The organism is Pseudomonas sp. B23(2017), from assembly GCF_002113725.1.
GTDB classification, from domain to species: domain Bacteria; phylum Pseudomonadota; class Gammaproteobacteria; order Pseudomonadales; family Pseudomonadaceae; genus Aquipseudomonas; species Aquipseudomonas putida_Z.
In genome coordinates this window covers 172,336-193,227 of sequence record NZ_NEJM01000014.1, presented here as the reverse complement: position 1 = coordinate 193,227, position 20,892 = coordinate 172,336, and the positions used below count along the sequence as shown (strand labels likewise).

The 20,892-nt window shown below is 65.8% G+C and carries 9 protein-coding genes; 3 read left to right on the top strand and 6 right to left on the bottom strand.

The window, feature by feature from the left end:
• From CAG46_RS21325 to CAG46_RS21310, 4 genes are all read right to left on the bottom strand, one after another.
• Positions 1 to 6,372 (bottom strand): non-ribosomal peptide synthetase (locus CAG46_RS21325; protein WP_143493566.1); only part of this gene is annotated, 6,372 nt, incomplete at its 3' end.
• A 1-nt stretch (position 6,373) separates the two neighbouring features.
• Positions 6,374 to 12,841 (bottom strand): non-ribosomal peptide synthetase, encoded by a 6,468-nt coding sequence (locus CAG46_RS21320; protein WP_085618102.1) that lies wholly within the window; start codon positions 12,839 to 12,841, stop codon positions 6,374 to 6,376.
• A gap of 362 nt (positions 12,842 to 13,203) precedes the next feature.
• A complete protein-coding gene (locus CAG46_RS21315; protein WP_085618100.1) occupies positions 13,204 to 13,464 on the bottom strand; it encodes a DUF3077 domain-containing protein in 261 nt (86 codons plus the stop codon).
• Between the two features lie 578 nt (positions 13,465 to 14,042).
• Positions 14,043 to 15,026, bottom strand: a complete 984-nt coding sequence (locus CAG46_RS21310; protein ID WP_085618098.1) for a TauD/TfdA family dioxygenase — start codon at positions 15,024 to 15,026, stop codon at positions 14,043 to 14,045.
• Positions 15,027 to 15,207: 181 nt separating this feature from the next.
• Here CAG46_RS21310 and azu point away from each other — a divergent pair, with 181 nt between their 5' ends.
• The 3 genes from azu to CAG46_RS21295 all read left to right on the top strand — a co-directional run bounded on the left by azu (position 15,208) and on the right by CAG46_RS21295 (position 18,655).
• Positions 15,208 to 15,657 carry an azurin gene (gene azu, locus CAG46_RS21305; RefSeq protein WP_085618096.1) on the top strand — a complete coding sequence of 150 codons (450 nt, stop codon included), beginning with the start codon at positions 15,208 to 15,210 and terminating at the stop codon, positions 15,655 to 15,657.
• 33 nt (positions 15,658 to 15,690) lie between these two features.
• A complete protein-coding gene (locus CAG46_RS21300) occupies positions 15,691 to 17,343 on the top strand; it encodes a cyclic peptide export ABC transporter (RefSeq protein ID WP_085618094.1) in 1,653 nt (550 codons plus the stop codon).
• 154 nt (positions 17,344 to 17,497) lie between these two features.
• The gene (locus tag CAG46_RS21295) at positions 17,498 to 18,655 is read left to right on the top strand and encodes an ATPase (protein WP_085618092.1); all 1,158 of its coding nucleotides are present in this window, start codon (positions 17,498 to 17,500) and stop codon (positions 18,653 to 18,655) included.
• Between the two features lie 136 nt (positions 18,656 to 18,791).
• Here CAG46_RS21295 and CAG46_RS21290 read toward each other — a convergent pair whose 3' ends face one another.
• Together CAG46_RS21290 and cysK are read right to left on the bottom strand one after the other, a co-directional pair.
• The gene (locus tag CAG46_RS21290; protein WP_085618090.1) at positions 18,792 to 19,727 is read right to left on the bottom strand and encodes an aspartyl/asparaginyl beta-hydroxylase domain-containing protein; all 936 of its coding nucleotides are present in this window, start codon (positions 19,725 to 19,727) and stop codon (positions 18,792 to 18,794) included.
• A 172-nt stretch (positions 19,728 to 19,899) separates the two neighbouring features.
• On the bottom strand, positions 19,900 to 20,874 hold the full coding sequence (cysK, locus tag CAG46_RS21285) for a cysteine synthase A (RefSeq protein ID WP_013973746.1): 975 nt from the start codon (positions 20,872 to 20,874) through the stop codon (positions 19,900 to 19,902).
• Positions 20,875 to 20,892 lie beyond the last annotated feature (18 nt).

The window sequence follows — 20,892 nt, the reverse complement described above, 5'->3', positions numbered from 1 at the left end:
CAGGCTGCGCAGGCCGGCCGGGATCGGCAGGGCTTCGTGCAGGTGCGACTGGGTCAGCAGCAAGGCGATGCCGCTGTCCTCGAACATGTAGCTCAGGCGATCCTGGGGGTATTCCGGGTCCAGCGGCACATAAGCGCCGCCGGCCTTCACGATGCCGAGCAAACCGATGACCATCTCCAGGCTGCGCTCCATGGCGATGCCCACCAGCACATCCGGGCCCACGCCCTGCTCGCGCAGCTTGTGCGCCAGCTGGTTGCTACGGCGGTTGAGCTCGGTATAGCTCAGGGTCTGCTCGCCAAAGGCCAGCGCCGGGGCATCCGGGGTGGCGAACACCTGGGCCTCGATCAGCTGGTGAATGCTGCGCTCGTCCGGGTACGTCGCCTGGGTTTCGTTCCAGCCTTCGACCATCTGTCGCTGTTCTGGCAGCCCCAGCATTGGCAGCTCGCCAATCACCGCGTCAGCATTCTCCACCAGCGCCTGCAGCAGGTTGGCAAAGTAGCCAGCCAGGCGGCCAATGCTTTCGTCGCTCCACAGCGCACGGTCATGGCTGTACTGCATCGACAGCGTGGTGCCCAGTTCCACCACCAGGGTCAGCGGGTAGTTGGTCTGCTCCTGCACGGCCACGTCGCCGAAGCGCAGGCCACCGGGCGCGCCCTGTTGCAGCGCCTCGGCCACCGGGTAGTTCTCGAACACCAGGATGCTGTCGAACAAGGCGTCACCGCCCTGCCCCGCCCAGCGCTGCACATCGTACAGCGGGGTGTGCTCGAACTCGCGCACGGCCAGGTTGCCGGCCTGCACCTGGCCGATCCACTCGGCCACGGTCTGCTCGGCACGCGGGGCGCCGATCACCGGCAAGGTGTTGATGAACAGGCCGATCTGTTCCTCCACCCCCGGCAGGTCTGCCGGGCGGCCGGCGACCGTGGCGCCGAAGCACACGCTGGCCTGGCCGGTGCAGCGCTGCAACAGCAGCAGCCAGGCCGATTGCACCAGGGTGTTGACCGTGACCCGGTTGGCCCGGGCGAAGGCTTCGATGCGCGTAGTCTGCTCAGGGTCGAAGGCCAGGCGGTGGTCGCCATGACCGCTACCGCTTGCGCCTGCACTGCCGGCGATGGCCTGGGCCAGGCGGGTCGGCTCGTCCAGGGCCGCAAGCTGGGCTTTCCAGAAGGCTTCGGCAACGGCCGCGTCCTGGCCCTGCAGCCAGGCGATGTAGTCGCGGTAGTGCGTGGCCTGTGCCTGCGGCGCCAGGCCGGCATAGCGCTGCAGCACTTCGCCCAACAGGCGCGAGGTGCTCCAGCCGTCCATCAGGATGTGGTGGTTGGTGTAGACCAGGTGGTGGTGGGTATCGCCCGTAAGTACCAGTACCAGGCGCAGCAGCGGCGCGGCAGCAAGGTCGAAGCCGCGCTGGCGCTCACCCTCGGCCAGGGCCTGCAATGCCTGCTCCAGCGCCGGCTGGCCACGCCAGTCATGCTCGCTGCACGGCAATTCGACGGCCTTGCGTACCACCTGTACGGCCTGCTCCAGTTCGCCCTGCAGGATGAAACCGCTGCGCAGGATGTCGTGGGCATCGAGCGTGGCCTGCCAGGCCTGCTGGAAACGCTGCACATCCAGCCCATCCACATCCACGCGCAGCTGGTTGATGTAGTTGCCGGCCTGCTGGTCGTAAAGGGTGTGGAACAACATGCCCTGCTGCATGGGTGACAGCGGGTACACATCGGCGATCTGCCCGGCCTCCAGCGGCAGGCTGTCCAGTTGCGCCTGGGTCAGCTCAGCCAGCGGGAAGTCCGACGGCGTCACGCCCTGGTGCCGGGCATCGCAGCAGTGCTCGACCAGCTCTGCCAAGGCCTGCCCGTAGGCCTGGGCCAGCTTCTCGATGGTGGCAGGGTGATGAACGTCAGCGCTGTAGGTCCACTCCAGGAACAGCTCGCCGCCGTACACCTGGCCGGTGATGCTCAGCCAGTTGCCCAGCTGTGCGCCGGCACATTGGGTACGGCCTGCGCTTTCCCCGCTCGGGGTGAACAGGGCGCCGGCCTCGGCATCGAAGCTGGCATCGAACTGGCCCAGGTAGTTGAAGGTGACACGGGCCTGGGCGGCACGCTCGAGCCGGTCACGCACTTCAGCATCGCCAAAGTAACGCAGCAAGCCGTAGCCGAGGCCTTTGTCCGGCACGCCGCGCAGTTGCTCCTTGATCGCCTTGATCGACTGGCCAAGGTCCTGGCCGGGTGTGAGACGCACCGGGAACAGGCTGGTGAACCAGCCCACGGTGCGGCTGAGGTCGAGGTCGTCGAACAGGTCTTCGCGGCCATGGCCCTCCAGCAGTACCTGCACGTTGTCCTGTGCGCTCCACTGGCACAGGGTGCGCGCCAGCGCGGTCAGCAGCAGGTCGTTGATCTGCGTGCGGTAGGCCGCCGTGGCCTGTTTCAGCAGCTTGGCGGTGCGCTCGGCATCCAGCCGTGTGGCGGCGGTACGGGCATGGGTGTTGGCCAGGCTGCCCAGCGGGTTGTCACGCGGCAGTTCGGCGTGGTCGCCGGCCAGCGCCTGCAGCCAGTAGTCGTGCTGTGCTTGCAATGCGGGGCTGCCGGCATGGCTGGCCAGGCGCTCGGCCCAGGTCTTCACTGAGGTGGTCTTGGCGGGCAGGCTCACGGCCTGACCGTTCAGCAATTGCCGGTAGGCCGCTTGCAGGTCTTCCAGCAACACCCGCCACGACACACCGTCGACCACCAGGTGATGGACCACCAGCAGCAGGCGCTGCTGGCCATCGGCGAAATCGAACAGTTCGGCACGCAGCAGCGGCCCGCGCTCCAGGTTCAGGCTGGCCTGCACCTGGTTGCCGGCGGCGTCCAGCTCACTCAGTGCGGCCAGGTTGCGCTGGCGCAGCAGTGGTGCATTGTCCAGCGGCTGGAAGCGCGCCTGCCAATGGCTTTCGCCACGGCTGAAGCGCAGGCGCAGGGCATCGTGCTGCTCGACCACGGCGCGCAGGGCTGCCTCCAGGTGTTGCACCTGCACCGGGCTGGCAGGCTTGAGCAGCACCGATTGGTTCCAATGCGCCGGCTGGGCGATCTCCATCTCGAAGAAACGCGCCTGGGCCGGCAGCAATGCCAACTCGCCGCTGGTGGCGGTGTCCACAGCTGCGGCCGCAACTGCTTGCTTGGCCTCGATGCGCTTGGCTACCTGGGCCAGCTGGGCGATGGTCTGTTGTTCGAACAACTGCTTGGGGGTGATCCTGATGCCCTGGCGTTTGGCCCGGGCGATGATCTGCAGGCTGAGGATCGAGTCGCCGCCCAGTTCGAAGAAGTTGTCGGTGCTGCCGACCTGCTCCAGCTTGAGCACATCGGCCCACACTGCGGCCAGCTTCTCCTCGATATCGCCTTGCGGCGCCACATAGCCACGGCTGACCGCGCCCGGTGCCGGCAAGGCACGCTTGTCGAGCTTGCCGTTGGCGGTCAGTGGCAGGCGCTCCAGCAGCAGTATCTGCGCCGGCACCATGTAGTCCGGCAGGCGTGCCTGCAATTGCGCCTGCAGTTGCTGCACGGTCACGCCTGCGTCGGCCACACCGTAGGCCACCAGCTGCAAGCGCTCGGCGTCACCTTCCAGTGGCAAGGCCAGCACCACGGCCTCGCTGACACCGGGCAGGCCGGCCAGCACCCGGCCGACTTCACCTGGCTCCACGCGATAGCCGCGGATCTTCACCTGGTCGTCGGCACGGCCGATGAACTCGACCAGGCCATCGGCCGTTAGCCGCGCGCGGTCGCCGGTGCGGTACAGGCGGGCACCACCCTCGGTCGGCACGAAGCGTTCGGCGGTCAACGCTGGCTGGCCCAGGTAGCCCTGGGCGACGCCTTGCCCGCCCAGGTAAAGCTCACCGGGCACCTGCGCCGCCAACGGGTTGAGGTAGCCATCCAGCACCTGGGCGCAGGCGTTGCCCAGCGGGCGCCCGACCGGCACCGTGCGGCAACCTGGCAGCGGCTGCCCCGGCTCGAAGGTGAGCACGCCGACAGTGGTTTCGGTCGGGCCGTAGTGGTTGATGACCCGGCAAGCCGGGCGCAGTTCGCGGATTTTTTCCAACAGGCCCCAGCTGCATGCCTCACCACCCAGGATCAATGCCTCGGCGGGCAGCACATCGGCGGCGCGGGCCGCTTGCAGCAAGCCTTGCAGGTGGCTCGGCACCAGCTTGAGCACGCCGACCTGGTGCTGCGCCATGTAGCTGGCGAAGCCATCCGGGTCGAACGCCAGTTCCTGTGGCAACAGGTGCAGCAGGCGGCCCGAAGCCAGGGCACCGAACAGCACGGTGTGGCCCAGGTCGGCCGCGGTGGTGGACACCATCGCCATGCTTGCCGCGGTAGGCAGTTGCAGGCGCTCCAGCACCGCCTGGGTGTAGCTGGCCAGCGCCCCGTGGCTGACCACCACGCCTTTCGGCTGGCCGGTCGAGCCCGAGGTGTAGATCAGATAGGCCGGTTGTTCGGCGGCGATGGCCACCTCGACCGGGCTGTCGCTGCAGGTTGCCCAGGCGGTGTGATCGCAGGCAATCAGCTGCACACCGTCCAGGCCGGCGAAGCGCTGGTCGCCCGGCTCATGCAGGAGTACGGCGGCGCCACTGTCGGCAATCAGTTGTTGCAGGCGCTCCTGCGGCTGCTGGGTGTCCAGCGGCAGATAGGCGGCGCCGGTCTTGAGCACTGCGAGCAAGGCGCCGACCCACTCGATGGAGCGCGGCAGGCACAGGGCGACGATGCTGCCGGCACCGACGCCGTGCTGGCGCAGGTAGTCGGCCAGGCGGTTGGACGCCGCCTCCAGCCCAGCCTGGGTCATGAACCGGTCACCGGCACGCACACCGCCGTGGGCCTGGCCTTGCGCCATTGCCTGGCGCCACAAAGCGAGGAAGTTGCCGTGCGGGTAGGCCTGCGTGGCTGCCGGCAGCAGCGTCGCCACTTGCGGGCTGTCGACGATCGCCTGCTGCGGGTCACGGATCAGCGCATCCAGCACCTGGCGCAGCGAAGCGGCCATGCGTTCGATGGTGGCCTGCTCGAACAGGTCGGTGGCGTAGGTGAAGTAGCCTTCGATGCCGTCGGCCTTGTCGGAGAAGTCGAACGCCAGGTCGAAGCGGGCATCGCCACTGTCACGGGCAAAGCCTTCCACCTCCAGCGCGCCCAGGCGCTTGCGCCCTGCATCGCTGGCGGCCACGTGCTGGTTGATCTTGAACTGGAACAGCGGGTTGTGGGCCAGGTTGCGCTCCGGCAGCAAGGCATCGACCAAGTGCTCGAACGGCAGTTCCTGGTGCGACTGGGCGCCGCCGATCACGTCTTTTACCTGCTCCAGCAGCGCGGCGAAGGTGACGCGCTCGTCCACCTGCACGCGCAGCACCTGGGTGTTGATGAAGAAGCCGATCAGGCCTTCCAGCTCCTTGCGGTTGCGCCCGGCGTTCGGGGCGCCGATGCGGATGTCGGCCTGGCCGCTGTAGCGCGACAGCACCACCGCCATGGCCGCCAGTACCAGCACGAACAACGTGTGGCCACCCTTGCGCGCCTGGCTGCGCAAGGCCTCGGCCTGTTCGGCGCCGATGTCCACGCGCACCACCGCGCCACGCTGGCTGGGCGTGGCCGGGCGCTCGAAGTCCAGCGGCAGGCTCAGCACCGGCTGCTCGTCGCCCAGCTGGGCCTGCCAGTAGGCCAGCTGGCGCTGCGCTTCACCGGCCTCGAGCCAGGCGCGCTGCCAGATGGCGTAGTCGGCGTACTGGATCGGCAACGCCGGCAACTCGGCCTGCCGGCCTTCGGCCAGGGCGCTGTACAGCTGGATGAATTCCTGCACCAGCACATCGCTGGACCAGCCGTCGGAGATGATGTGGTGCATGCTCAGCGCCAGCACGTGGTGATCGGCGGCCACGCGCAGCAGGGTCACCCGCAGCAGCGGGCCGGCCAGCAGGTCGAAGGGCTGCTTGAGGGCGGCGTCCACGGCCACGCTCAGCGCTGCCTCGTCGGCGGCACCGTCGAACATCACCCGTTCCAGCGCCAGCGGGCAGTGCTCGAGGATTTCCTGGTAGAACTCGCCCTCCTCCGAGGCGAAGCGCGTGCGCAGCGACTCGTGGCGTTGCACCAGCGCATCCAGCGCCTGCTGCAGCACCGCCTGGTCCAGCGCGCCCTTCAGGCGTACTGCCATCGGCACGTTGTAGGCCGGGCTGTCGGGCTCCAGCTGCCAGAGAAACAGCAGGCGTTGCTGGGCGTACGACAGCGGAATACGCGCCAGGCCCTGGCGCGCGGGCACGATGGGCAGCAGGCGGAAGCTCTGCCCGGTGGCCTGCATCTTTGCCAGGATCTGCTGGCGTTGCTCCACGGGGAGGCCAACGAAACGTTGGGCGATGCGTTGTGCGGCAGTGAGTTCCATGTCAGGCCTCTGTGAATGCATTCATCATTTGTTCGATATCGCTCAGGCCATCGTCGGAGAGCGACAGGCCCTGCTCGTCCAGTGCCTGGGCGAACGCGCGTAGTTCGGGGTGGCTGAAGATCAGCCGCAGGGGTATGTCCAGCCCCAGCTCGACGTTGATCCGCGACACTGCCTGGGCCGCCAGCAAGGAGTGGCCGCCCAGCTCAAAGAAGTTGTCGTTCAGGCCGACCCGGGCAACGTTCAGCAACTGCGCCCAGATGTTCGCCAGCTGCTGCTGCCGCTCGCTCTGCGGCGCCTGGTAGTCATGCTGTGGCTGGTTCGGGTCGGGCAGCGGCAAGGCCTTGCGGTCGAGTTTGCCGCTGGGGGTCAGCGGCATGCTCGGCAGGGTCACTAGGTAGGCCGGGATCATGTAGTCCGGCAGGCTGGCCTTGAGGTACTGCTTCAGGGCCTGGCGCAGATCGCCGCGGTAACCTTCGGCCGGCACCGCATAGGCGCACAGCTGCTTGCCACTGGGCAGGTCGATGGCCAGCACGGTGGCTTCGCGAACGTCCGGGTGCGCCCGCAGGTATTGCTCGATCTCGCCCAGCTCGATACGGAAGCCGCGCACCTTCACCTGGTGGTCGACCCGGCCGCGATAGGCCAGCTGGCCGTTTTCGTCGTAGCAGCCGAGGTCGCCGGTGCGGTACAGGCGGCCACCGCCAACCGGGTCGAACGGGTCGGGGATGAAACGCTCGGCGGTGAGTGACGGCCGCTGGTGATAACCGCGTGCCAGGCACCCTGCCCCGCCGATGAACAGCTCGCCGGGCACGCCCACCGGTGTCGGCGCCAGGCCATCGTCCAAGGCATGCAGGGTACGCCCCGGCAAGGCACGGCCGATCGGCACGCCGCCCTGGCTGATCTGCTCCACGGTCATCTGCGAGCAGTCGTAGGTGGTGGCGACCACGGTGGCTTCGGTCGGGCCGTAGGTGTTCAGCAGGCGCACCGCTGGCGGGCCATCGGCCAGCCAGGCGCGCAGGGCATCTTCCGGTACCGCCTCTCCCCCCACGTGAATCTGCTTCAGCCGGCCATAGGCCTCGGGGGCGCGGCGCTCCAGCGCCAGCAGGCGCCAGTAGGCCGCTGGCAGGTCGGCCACGGTCACGCCGTGGCGGTTGATCTCGTCCAGCAGGGTGGCGGTGTCCCACAGCCGCAGGTCGCGCAGCACCACACAGGCGCCCTGGGCCAGCGGCGGGAAGAACTGCTCGATGAAGCCATCGAAGCTGATGGTGGCGAACTGCAGCACGCGATCGCCTGGGCTGAGGCGCGAATAGTCGCCGGCCACCTGGCAGAACAGCGACAGGGCCTGGTGGTCGATGGCCACGCCCTTGGGCATGCCGGTGGAGCCGGAGGTGTAGATGACGTAGGCGAGGTTGTGCGGCGCCGCCAGGTTGGCCAGCGGTTCGGCGGGCCAGGCGTGCAGCCACTCGGTGCCCGGCTCCAGTACCACGCAGGGCAGTTGCTTGCCCAGTTGCAGGCGCTCACGCGAGGGCACGTCGGCCAGCAGCAGGCCGATATTGCTGTCCTCGACCATGTAGGCCAGGCGTTCTTGCGGGTAGTCCGGGTCCAGCGGCACATAGGCGCCACCCGCCTTGTGAATGGCGATCAGCGCCAGGGCCATGCCCAGGCCGCGCTCGACAGCCACGCCAACCAGGCAGTCCGGCCCAACGCCCAGCGCCCGCAGGCGATGGGCCAGCTGGTTGCTGCTGCGGTCCAGTTCGGCGTAGGTCATCTGCTGGTCGTCGAAGATCAGCGCCAGCGCATCCGGCCGCTCGTGGGCCTGGAGTGACAGCAGCTGGTGCGCACACAAGCCGCTGCCAGCCTGGGGCGCCGGGTTCCAGCCGTGGGTCAGCTGCTGGCGTTCGGCACTGCCAAGCAAGTCCAACTCGGCAATGCAGCGCTGTGGCTCGGCGCAAATGGCTTCCAGCAGTGCTTGCCAATGCCCGGCCATGCGCTCGATACGTGCGGCATCGAACAGGTCGGTGGAATAGTTGAACGAGGCAGTAACGCCGTCGGAGCGCTCCAGGGTATTGAGCGACATGTCGTACTGCGCGCCCGGCTCCAGCAGGTCCACCTCCTTGACCTGCAAGCCGTGCAGGGCATCGCTGGACACCTGCTGGCCAAGGTCGCGCAGGTGGTTGTACAGCACCTGGAAGAACGGGTTCACACCTTGGCCACGGTCGGGGTACAGCGCCTCGGCTACCTCGAGGAACGGCACGTCCTTGTTGGCCTGGGCCTGCAAGGTGGTTTCCTTGATTGCCGCCAGCAACTGCGCGAAAGGCTGGCTGCCATCGACACTGATACGGGCCACCACCACGTTGATGAAGAAGCCGATCAGCCCTTCCAGCTCCAGGCGGTTGCGGTTGGTGACCGGCACGCCGATGTTGAGCGTGCCCTTGCGGCTGTAGCGCGACAGCACGATGGCATAGGCTGCCAGGAACACATGGAACAGCGTGGCGTTGGATGCCACCGCCAGTGCCCGCAGGCGCTCGGTGAGGGCCTGTGGCAGGCGCACGTCGAAGCGGCTGCCCTGGTAGCTTTTGACCTGCGGGCGAATGCGGTCGGCAGGCAGTTCCAGCACTTCGAAATCATCTTCCAGTCGGGCCTTCCAGTAGTCGATCTGCGCCTGCATCTGCCCCTCGGCCAGCCACTTGCGCTGCCAGGCGGCGAAGTCGGCGTACTGCACCGGCAGTGGCTCGATGGTTTGCGCCTGGCCCGTGGCGGCGGCGTTGTAGGCGGCGGCGAATTCGCGCACCAGCAGGCTCATCGACCAGCCATCGGAGACGATATGGTGCAAGGTCAGCGACAGCAGGTGCTCCTGCGCATGCACCTTGAACAAGCGTGCGCGCAGCAGCGGGCCGTGCTCCAGGTCGAACGGGACGAAGGCTTCGGCTTCCAGCTTGCGCATCTGCGCGGCGTGGTCCTGGCCGCTGAGGTCTTCGAAACCGATCGCTACCGTGGCGGCCGGCAGGATGCGCTGCCAGGGCAGGCCGTCGGCCTCGACGAACACCGTGCGCAACGATTCGTGGCGGGTTACCAAGGCATCCAGCGCAGCCTGCACGGCGCAGTGGTCGAGGTGGCCCTGCATGCGCACGGCCATCGGCGTGTTGTAGGCCAGGCTTTCGGGGTTGAGCTTCCAGAACAGCCACTGGCGGTTCTGCGAGCGGGACACCGGCAGCGGTTGCTGGCGATCGAGGATCTCGATGTCCAGGCCTGCGCCCTGCTCGCCTTCGGCCACTGCCTGGGCAAAGGCCTGCAGGTCGACGGTGTCGAACAGGCTGCGCAGCGGGATATCCACGCCCAGCTGCTTGCGTATCCGCGATACCGCCTGGGTGGCCAGCAGCGAATGGCCGCCAAGGGCAAAGAAGTTGTCACCCAGGCCTACCTGCGGTACTTGCAGGACTTGCGCCCAGATCTGCGCCAATTGCGCTTGCAGCGGGGTCTGCGGCGCTTGATAGGCCACTTGGGTGGCGACAGGTTCCGGCAGCGCCTTGACGTCAACCTTGCCGTTGACCGTGACCGGCAGGTGCTCCAGCACTATCAGGTGGGTCGGCACCATATGTTCGGGCAGCAGGCTCTTGAGGCTGGCGCGGACCGATTCCTGCCAGGCCAGGCTTTCGGCCGGCATCTGGCTGGGCACCAGCCAGGCAGCCAATTGCAGTTGCGGCGCCTGGCCATGCACGCGCACCAGGGCATTGGCGACACCGCCCAAGGCACGCAGCTGGTTTTCGATTTCGGCCAGTTCCACGCGATAGCCACGGATCTTCACCTGGCCATCCATGCGCCCGGCAAACTGCAGGTCGCTGCCTTGGCGAACCCAGTCACCGCTGCGGTACAGGCGCTGGCCGTGGCTGCCGTCAGGGTCGGGGACGAAGCGCTCGGCGGTGAGTGCCGGGCGTTTCAGGTAGCCACGGGCCAGGCCGGCGCCACCGATGTACAGCTCGCCCTTGGCTTTGGCCGGCAGGGGTTGCAGGCAGCGGTCGAGCACCGCGACACGGGTGTTGGCCAGGGGCTGGCCGAGGCTGGCCTGCCCGTTCAGTTCAGCGACCAGCACACCGACGGTGGTTTCGGTCGGGCCGTAGTGGTTGAACACCTTGAGCGCCGGGGCCAGGTTGCGGATCTTGCCCAGCAGGCTCGGGCTGATGGCCTCGCCGCCGAGCACCAGGCACTGTGCCGGCAGCGCCGAGCGGCCAGCCACCAACATGGCTTCCAGGTGCGACGGTACGATCTTCAGCGCATCTATCTGGTGCTCGGCCAGGTAGGCGGCGAAGCCTTCGGCATCCAGCACCTGCTCGCGTAGCAGCAAATGCAGGGTATGGCCGCCGCACAAGGCACCGAACAGCATGGTGTGGCCGAGGTCGGCAGCCGGGGTCGAGACCTGGGCCATGCTGCGGATACGGTCGACCGGCAAACGTGCGGCGATGCCTTCGACGTAGTTGGCCAGGGCGCCGTGGCTGATCGCCACGCCCTTGGGCTGGCCGGTGGTGCCGGAGGTGTAGATCACGTAGGCCAGGTTGGCCGGCGTCGGGGCGATGCGGGCGGCGCTGCCGCTGCCGGTTTGCGCCCAGTCCAGGCGCTGCACGCCCTCGGGCAGTTCGGCCGACCAGTTATCGGGTGCCAGTACCAGACGGGTACCGCTGTCGGCAAGCATGTAGGCCAAGCGTTCGGCCGGCTGCTCGGGCTCCAGTGGCAGGTAGGCACCACCGGCCTTGAGTACGCCGAGGATACTGGCAAGCATGCCGACACTGCGGTCGGCCAGCACGCCGACCAGTGTGTCCGGCCCTGCTCCGGCTTCCACCAGCCGGCCTGCAATGGCCTCGGCGCGGGCATCGAGTTCGGCGAAGCTGGCCTGCTCGCCCGCAGCCATCACCGCCGTGCGTTCAGGGTGGCGGCTGGCGGCGACGGCAAAACGCTGGTGAACCAGCAGCGTTGCGTCAGCCTGCGCAGGCGCGCCAATGGCAGGGGCCAGGCCTGGCAATGGCAACTCGCCGACTGCGCCACCCGCTTCGTCGGCCAATGCCTGCACCAGCGCCAGCCACTGCTCGCCAAGGGCTTCGACGGTGGCCGTATCGAACACGTCGGTCGCATAGGTGAACGCTGCGTGCAGCTGCCCCGCTCGTTCATGGGTGTCCAGCGCGAGGTCGAAGCGGGCGCTGTGCTTTGCCAGCATGACAGGCGCCAGGCTCAGGCCGGAGCGGGTCTCGATGGCTTGCACATCCGCCACCTGCGCCTGGTGGTTGAACAGCACGCGGAACAGCGGGCTCTCGCTGCTGCGCGGCAGGTCCAGGGCTTCGACCAGTTGCTCGAACGGCAGGTCCTGGTGGCTTTGCGCGCCTACGGCGGTTTCGCGCACGCGTTGGAGCAGACCGGTGATATCCAGCAGCGGGTCGATTTCGGTGTGCAGTACCTGGGTATTGATGAAGCAGCCGATCAGCCCTTGGCTTTCGCCGCGGTTGCGGTTGGCGATGGGCACGCCGACACGGATCGCCGACTGGCCGCTGTAGCGCTGCAGCAGCAGCTTGAAGGCGGCCAGCAGGACCATGAACAGGGTGACGTTATGCTTGCGTGCCAGGCCGCGCAGCCGTTCGGCGACATCTGCAGCGACAGGGAACTCGTGACGTGCGCCGCGATAGCTGGGGCGGCCCTGGCGGCTGCGGTCCAGTGGCAGCTCAAGCGGCGAATGGTCGTCGCCCAGGCGCGCCTGCCAGTAGACCAGCTGGCGCTCCTGCTCACCGGCCTGGAGCCAGCTGCGCTGCCACAGGGCGTAGTCGCGGTACTGGATCGGCAGCGGTTCCAGGCGGGCTTCGCTGCCGGCCACGGCGGCATCGTACAGGTGCAGGAATTCGTCGATCAGCACGTTCATCGACCAGCCGTCGGCGACGATGTGGTGCAGGGTGAGCAGCAGGATGTGCTCCTGTGCCGCCAGTTGCAGCAGGCGCACCCGCAACAGCGGGCCGCTGGCCAGGTCGAAGGGGGCCAGGGCTTCGGCTTCGGCGATGGTTTCGATGGCGGCCTGACGGGCGCCTTCATCCAGGCCGGCCAGGGCATCCTGGTGCACCTGCAACGGGGCAGCGCTGGCATCGACCTGCTGGCGCACGTCATCGCCGTCGGCGACGAAGCGGGTGCGCAGGGTTTCGTGGCGGGCCACCAGGGCATCGAAGGCGTGCTGCAGGGCTGCCAGGTCCAGGGGGCCATTCAGGCGCACGGCCATAGGCAGGTTGTACGCCGCACCTTGCGGGTCGAGCTGCCAGAGGAACCACATGCGCCGCTGGGCGTACGACAGCTGGTCACGCTCGGCCACCTCTACCCCGGGCGCAATCGGCAGCACGGAAAAATCCATGCCCTCGCCCTGCAGCGCCTTGAGGAACAGGCGGCGCTTGTCGGGGCTGAGTTCGATGAAGCGGCGGGCGAGCTTGAGCGTTTGGTCGGCATTCATGTCGAGCGGTGTCCTGGCAGTCGAGCGGTAACTGTCAGACGAAGGTGTGGGGGGGTGATTTAGTGTGTATGGCACCGGCTGCGCCGGTGATCGCCGGCAAGCCAGCTCCCACACCGACCGCGCAGGTTTCAAGGTCTCTGAGCAAGGCCATAGCCGCTACAGGAATGGCGCCAGCCAGGACGCGACGCTATCTCTGTGGGAGCGGGCGTGCCCGCGAAACAGGCGACGCGGTGGCTGGTACCGGCTGCGCCGGTGTTCGCGGGTAAACCCGCTCCCACAGGGGCCGTGCATACCCTGAGGCATGCACAATCCCTGTAGGAGCGGCTTTAGCCGCGAAAGGGCCAGCCCAGTCAATACAAGGATCAGCGCAGCAAACCCAACTCGGCATCATCCAACAACGCCTTGGCCATGGCTGCGAAGTAATGCGAAGCCCAGAGCATCTGCTGATCGCCGTCCATCAAACCGGTCAGTGACAAGTCGCGTGCATAGCCCATCAGCTCCGAGGCTTGCTCGCGGGCGCTGCGGCAGGGGATGTCCTCAGCGATACGGAACAGCGGATGGGTTTGGCCTTCGCCTTGGTAGAAGTAGGTAACGCCGGGGGTGGTTTTGGTTTCGTCTGTCATGGGTTCTCCTGAATGTAACGACAAACCCTGAAATGCTTACTACAGGTTTCCACACCCGATCGCTGAACCGTCAGCGACGGGCACAGCCTAGAGAGCGGGATTTGCAGGAACAATCAGACGCATGTCGACAGAGGTTGTAGGATATTTCGCAGGGGTGGAGTTGCCAGTCCCGAGGCGTAGGAAGAGTCTGGGATTGTTGTAGGTTGCAAGAGGTATGTCTGGGGAATGCATCTGGGCTGACAGGTGTTCGCCACAACCCTTTCAGTGCCTATGAGATCGAGCGCCGCCCGCGCGGCGCTTCGCGGGACAAGCCCGCTCCCACATTTGTTGCAACGTGCCGAACCTGTCAGGCCATGGTTGCCAGCCTTGGTGGGTTGACTGGATTTCTGAGTTGGCATTGCTGCCGCATCACCTGTCTCAAGCCATGCACCCAGGCTGACAACGCCTCTCCCACAGGCATGGCCACGTTGCAACAAATGTGGGAGCGGGCTTGTCCCGCGAAGCGCCGCGCGGGCGGCGCTCGATCTCACAGACACCACACCTCTCAAGGCAGGCACATGGCAGCCCTCACTCCCAAATCAGCCCAACCCCTCGCTATACCCCTGCGCCATCGCCACCACCACCTTGCGCTTGCCGGTAAACGGCGACCGCGCATGCGCCGCAAGCATGTTGTCCAGCATCAGCACATCGTTTGCCTGCCACGGAAAGCTGATGGTGCACTCGTCCAGCACCCCGCGCACTTCATCGAGCAGCGAATCCTCGATGGTCGTACCGTCGCCGTAGTACACGTTACGCGGCAGGTCCTCTTCCTCTACGATGTCCATCAACGACTCGCGCACTTCTGGCTGCAGGTTCGACACATGGAACAGGTGCGCCTGGTTGAACCACACATCCTCCCCGGTCACCGGGTGGCGCGCCACCACCTGGCAGCGCTGGCGGGTGCGCAATTCGCCGTCATCTTTCCAGATGCACTCGATGGCATGCGCCCGGCAATAGGCCTCGACCTGGCGCGGGTCTTCAGTGTTGAACACCTGCGACCATTCCACATCAAGGCCGTTGCCGTAGTTGCGCACGTACATCAGCCCCTTCTCCACCAGCCGCTCACGAATGCGCGCCGGCATGCGCCGGTACACCTCGCGGCTGTCGGCAATCGGCGTCTCGCCACCGGTCTCGGCGGGGATCACGCTGTAGAACCAGATCTTCATCGGCCATTCCAGGGTATAGGCCTGCTCGTTGTGCAGGGGGATGCTCTGGTGCGCCGGGTACTCGGTGGAGGTGTACACGCCCTTGGTCACGTTGCTGCGCGGGGTGGAGCCAAACTCGTAGTTGAGCAGCGGGTGACCGAAGGAAGCGGCGAACTGGCGGAACGCTTCGGCACCACCCACCTCGAAGCCGCGAAACAGGATGCCGCCAGCCTGCAGCAGGTGCCGGTCCACCAGCGGCTGCAACTCGGCAAAGGCTTCCAGCAGGTCGATACCCGGCTCTGGCGCGCGCACCAGCAGCGGCAGGTTGCCGCGTGCGGCGTCCAGGGGTTCGATCGCAAAGCTCAGCAGTTCACTCATGTCCGGTCACCTCAGGCCAGGGCCGCATAGGCGGCGAAATCGGGATGTGCGCCATGTCGGCGCCTGACTGAATGAACGAGCGGGCGATGGGGAAATTCACCTGGGCCGCACACACAGGTAAAGCCGGCGCGCGCCGGTTCGTCTGAACGATGTGCACCCTTCTATCGCCCAGGAACCGTACATGACTCGCCAGCTTCTGCTCCTCGCCCTGCTCGCCGCGGCCCCTGCCGCGTGGTCGGCAGAGCCATGCGCCGTGGAAATCCATGGCACCGACCAGATGACCTTCGACAAGGCCGCCATCACCGTGCCCAAGGCCTGCGCCGTGTTCACCGTCACGCTCACCCACCCTGGCGACATGCCGAAGAACGTGATGGGCCACAACTGGGTGCTGAGTACCCAGGCCGACATGCAAGGCGTGCTCGACGACGGCCAGAAAGCCGGCGAGGCACTGGACTACGTGAAGCCCGGCGACACCCGGGTGATCGCCCACACCCGCCTGATCGGCGGCGGTGAAACAGACAGCATCAGCCTCGACGTCCGGTCGCTGAAGGCAGGTACCGCGTACAGCTTCTACTGCTCGTTCCCGTTCCACAGCACCTTGATGAAAGGCTCCCTGACCCTAGGCAGCTGACCCGCCCCCACCTCACCAGCGAGATCACGCTTCATGAAAACCTCCTCCCCCGGGGCCATCCGCGAATTGCTGGGCCTGCTGAAACCCTACCGCCCGGCGGTAATCGTCTCGGTGCTGCTGGGCATGCTCGGCGGCCTGGCCGTGACCGCCCTGCTGGCCACCGTCAACCAGGGCCTGCATGCCGCTGGCGGCATGAGCCAGGGCGTGATCCTGGCCTTTGCCGGCCTGTGCGTGCTGGCCTTGGTCAGCAGCGTGGCGGCCGACAGCGGCACCAACTACGTTGGGCAGAAAGTCATCGCCAGGCTGCGCAAGGACCTCGGCGCCAAGGTGCTGTCAGCGCCGATCGAGCAGATCGAGCGCTACCGCACCCATCGCCTGATCCCGGTGCTGACCCGCGACGTCGACACCATCAGCGACTTTGCCTTCGCCTTCGCCCCGCTGGCCATCTCGCTCACCACCGTGACTGGCTGCATGGCCTACCTGGCCTGGCTGTCGTGGCCGATCTTCCTCATCACCCTGGCGGCCATCGGCATTGGCAGTGGCATCCAGTACGTGGCCAGGCAGAAAGGCGTGGCCGGCTTCAACGCCGCCCGCGATGCCGAAGACAACCTGCAGAAGCACTACTCGGCCATCGCCGAGGGCGCCAAGGAGCTGCGCATCGACCGCCGCCGCCGCCACGCCATGCTGACTCGCAACATCCAGGGCACCGCCGACTTCATCGCCAACACCCATATCCGCGCCATCAACATCTTCGTCGCGGCCAAGAGCTTGGGATCGATGCTGTTCTTCGTGGTCATCGGCCTGACCCTGGCCCTGCAATCGCTATGGCCGAGCAACGACCCGGCGGTGATGAGCGGCTTCGTGCTGGTGCTGCTGTACATGAAAGGCCCGCTGGAAACCTTGATCGGCAACCTGCCGATCCTCGGCCGCGCCCAGGTGGCGTTCCGCCGCATTGCCGACCTGTCCGAGCGCTTCTCCTCGCCCGAGCCGCACCTGCTGCTGGAGCCGCCGGTCAAGCGCGCCGCCCCGGCCAGCGCGCATCTGGAGCTGCACGACGTCGAGTACGCCTACCCGCCGGTGGACGGCAACGAGCCGTTCCGCGTGGGGCCGGTGAACCTGAGCATCGAACCGGGCGAGATCCTGTTCATCGTCGGCGAGAACGGCTGCGGCAAGACTTCGCTAATCAAGCTGCTGCTGGGCCTGTACACCCCGCAAAGCGGCGAAGTGCGCCTGAACGGCAAGGCCGTCGGCCCGGAGGGGCTGGATGACTATCGCCAGCTGTTCACCACGGTGTTCGCCGACTACTACCTGTTCGACGACCTGCCCGAGCATGAACACAGCCTGCCCAGCGATGCCACGCGCTACCTGGAGCGGCTGGAGATCGCCCACAAGGTGAGCGTGCGCGATGGTGCCTTTACCACCACCGACCTGTCGACCGGCCAGCGCAAGCGCCTGGCACTGGTCAATGCCTGGCTGGACGGGCGGCCGGTGCTGGTGTTCGACGAATGGGCAGCGGACCAGGACCCGACCTTCCGCCGGGTGTTCTACACCGAGCTGCTGCCGGACCTGAAGCGTTTGGGCAAGACCATCATCGTGATTTCGCATGATGACCGGTACTTCGATACGGCGGACAAGGTGGTGCACCTTAGCCGGGGGAAAGTGGTGGAGGCGTTGGAGCCGGCTTGAGGCAGCAAAGGGGGCTGCGCGCCCCCTCATCAACCACGATCTATAATCGCTCTATAGTCTGTCTATAATTCCCTATAAACACCGCCCCTGTCAGATCTATAATGCCTCTATAATCAATCTATAATCGACTATAAATTGAAACGGAGGGGCCGAGATGCCTGAAACTGTCTATCACCGTCCGGCGCTTGCGTCCCGCCTGTCGAAATTGATCCTGCAAGTCGCCGTGGGCAGCGCAGCAAGCTCTGGGGTGTTTCTCGCTGCGCCACGACGTACCGGTAAATCCACCTTTGCCCGCGAAGACCTGCGCCCTGCCCTCGAAACAGCCGGGGCCATTGTGCTGTATGCCGATCTGTGGAAAGACCTGACCAAGGATCCCGGGCAAGTCATCGTAGAAGCAGTGCGTGAGGCGGTCGGGCGTAACGAAGGCTTCATCACGCGGCTGGCAAAGTCATCTGGCATGGAGAAGGTCACTGTCGGCGGCCTGAATTTCAGCATGGACAAGATCGGGCTGGGGCAAGATGTCGACCTGACCACCGCCCTTGCGGCGCTCTCCGATGAGTCCCGCAAGATCATCGTGCTGATCATCGACGAAGCACAGCATGCAATCACGACCGAGCAAGGAATAGCGGCGCTGTTCGCCCTCAAGGCAGCCAGAGACGAACTCAACAGTTCGAAGCACCATGGCTTGCGCATCGTCTGCACCGGTTCAAACCGGGACAAGCTGGCCATGCTGCGCAACAGCAAGGACCAGGCGTTCTTCGGCGCTTCCATGGTGCAGTTCCCGACCCTGGACCAGGACTTCATTGACTGGCTGTGCGCCAATATCGACCTGCCATGCGCACTCGATTCAACGGAGGTGTTTCAGCTCTTCAAGGAAAGCGGCTATCGCCCAGAGCTATTGGGTGCGGCAGCGGATGAAATCCGCTTCGACTTCGGCATTGAACCCGAGGCCATTCCGGCACGATTCAGAGAGCTTGTTCAGGCACAAGCCAATGACTTGAACGCAAACCTGAAAAAGGTGATCCACAGCCTCACGCCTATCCAGGCTGCGGTTCTACGTGTCATGTGCGCAAAGGGGAACGACTACGCGCCGTTCGAGGCCCCGACCCTGGCACTGTACGCCAAAGCGATGGAACAGGCTGGCGTGGATGCGAGCGAAGTGAAGGCCGAGGTACCGGGGGTGCAGCAAGCGCTTATCGCCTTGCAGGACAAGAATCTGGTCTGGAAAGCATCGCGGGGGGTGTACGCGGTAGATGAACAGGTGATAGTCGATATCGTGCGAGCGGACGGTTTGCTGGAAGGTCTTGCCTGAGTAGTTTTCTGAGAGGATGCCGGGGGCGCTTTGCGCCCCTGTCGCGACACAAGGCCGCTCCTGCAGGAGTACTCGATCACCTGTAGGAGCGGCCTTGTGTCGCGATGGGCTGCAAGGCAGCCCCAACAGGCAGAAATCAGAACAACCAGTGATACAACAGGTACACCACCACCGCCGCCAGCACCGGCCGCAGCACGCGGTAGGCCTTGGGGTTGGCGCGCTTGAACTGCTTGACCTTGCTACTGATCCGGTTGCTGAAGCGCTTGCTCCAGGCGTAGGCCTGGTTGATCCCGCCCACACGCTCGTCGTCGGTGTTCTGCGGCGCAGTGGCACGGCCGAGGAAGGCGCTGACCTGGCGGTTGATGCGGGTCATCAGCGGGCTGCTCAGCGGGCGTTCGATATCGCAGAACAGGATCACCCGGGTAACGTCGGTCTCGTTCTTGACCCAGTGCACGTAGGTTTCATCGAACATCACGTCCTCGCCGTCACGCCAGGCATATTCCTCGCCATCGACGTAGATGCGGCAAGCATCGGAGTTGGGGGTGGACAGGCCCAGGTGGTAGCGCAGGGAACCGGCGAACGGGTCGCGGTGCGGGTTCAGGTGGCTGCCGCCGGGCAGCAGGGCGAACATCGCGCCCTTGACGTTGGGGATGCTGCTGACCAGCTCGACGGTGCGCGGGCACAGGGTTTCGGCAGAAGGCAACGGTTTGTCGTACCACTTCAGGTAAAAGCGCTTCCAGCCTTTCTTGAAGAACGAACCGAAGCCTGCGTCGTTATCCTTCTCGGCGGCGCGGATGTAACCCTCGTCGAACAGGCGCATGGCCTCTTCGCGGATTTCCTGCCAGTTGTCCTTCAGCACGTCCAGCTCGGGGAAGCGCTGGCGGTCCAGATAGGGCTTGGACGGTACGCCGGAAAACAGGTACATCAGGCTGTTATAAGGGGCGAACAGCGCCGAATGGTTGACGAACTGGCGCAACACCGGCAAGCGAGCCTTGCCGCGCAGGTGCACGAACAGCACGCTGCCAAAAAACACCAGCAAGACACCCGCCTTGGCTGCAAAGGAAAAGGTCATGCTTTCACTCCTTGAGGAAGAAACAGGGCTGCGCGCCCTGCACTCCGATAAATCATCCTGCCATCATAAACTGATGCCGCCAGGGTAAAAACAGCCCTGGCAGCAACTCAATCATGAAGATTTTGCAATAAACCAAGCCGCCGAACGTTGCGCGGGATCAGCGGCAAGGCCATTACTGCTGGTTTTCCTGCTCGCTGAACATGTCGCTGAACAGCATGCTCGACAGGTAGCGCTCACCGGAGTCCGGCAGAATCACGACGATGGTCTTACCCTGCATTTCCGGCTTTTCGGCCAGGCGCACGGCCGCCGCCATCGCCGCACCACAGGAAATGCCACAGAGGATGCCCTCTTCCTGCATCAGGCGGATGGCCATGGCCTTGGACTCTTCGTCGGTCACCGTTTCCACCTGGTCGACGATCGACAGGTCGAGGTTCTTCGGCACGAAGCCTGCGCCGATGCCCTGGATCTTGTGCGGGCTGGGCTTGAGCTCTTCGCCGGCCAGGGTCTGGCTGATCAGCGGCGATGCCACTGGTTCCACCGCCACCGACAGGATCGCCTTGCCCTGCGTATGCTTGATGTAGCGCGAAACACCGGTGATGGTGCCGCCGGTGCCGACGCCCGCCACCAGCACGTCGACCGCGCCGTCAGTGTCGTTCCAGATTTCCGGGCCGGTGGTTTTTTCGTGGATCGCCGGGTTGGCCGGGTTTTCGAACTGGCCCGGCAGGAAGTACTGGGCCGGGTCGGAGGCGACGATTTCGTTGGCTTTCTCGATGGCGCCCTTCATGCCCTTGGCCGGGTCGGTCAGCACCAGCTCGGCACCCAGCGCCTTCAGCACCTTGCGGCGCTCCAGGCTCATGGAGGCGGGCATGGTCAGCATCAGCTTGTAGCCACGGGCGGCGGCGACGAAGGCCAGACCGATGCCGGTGTTGCCCGAGGTGGGTTCGACGATGGTCATGCCCGGCTTGAGCTTGCCGCTGCTTTCGGCGTCCCAGACCATGTTCGCGCCGATGCGGCATTTGACCGAGTAGCCCGGGTTACGCCCTTCGATCTTGGCCAGGATGGTCACGCCGCGCGGGGCAATGCGGTTGATCTGCACCAGCGGTGTGTTACCGATGGAGTGGGCGTTGTCTGCAAAGATACGGCTCATGGCAGGGGTCCTTGGCAT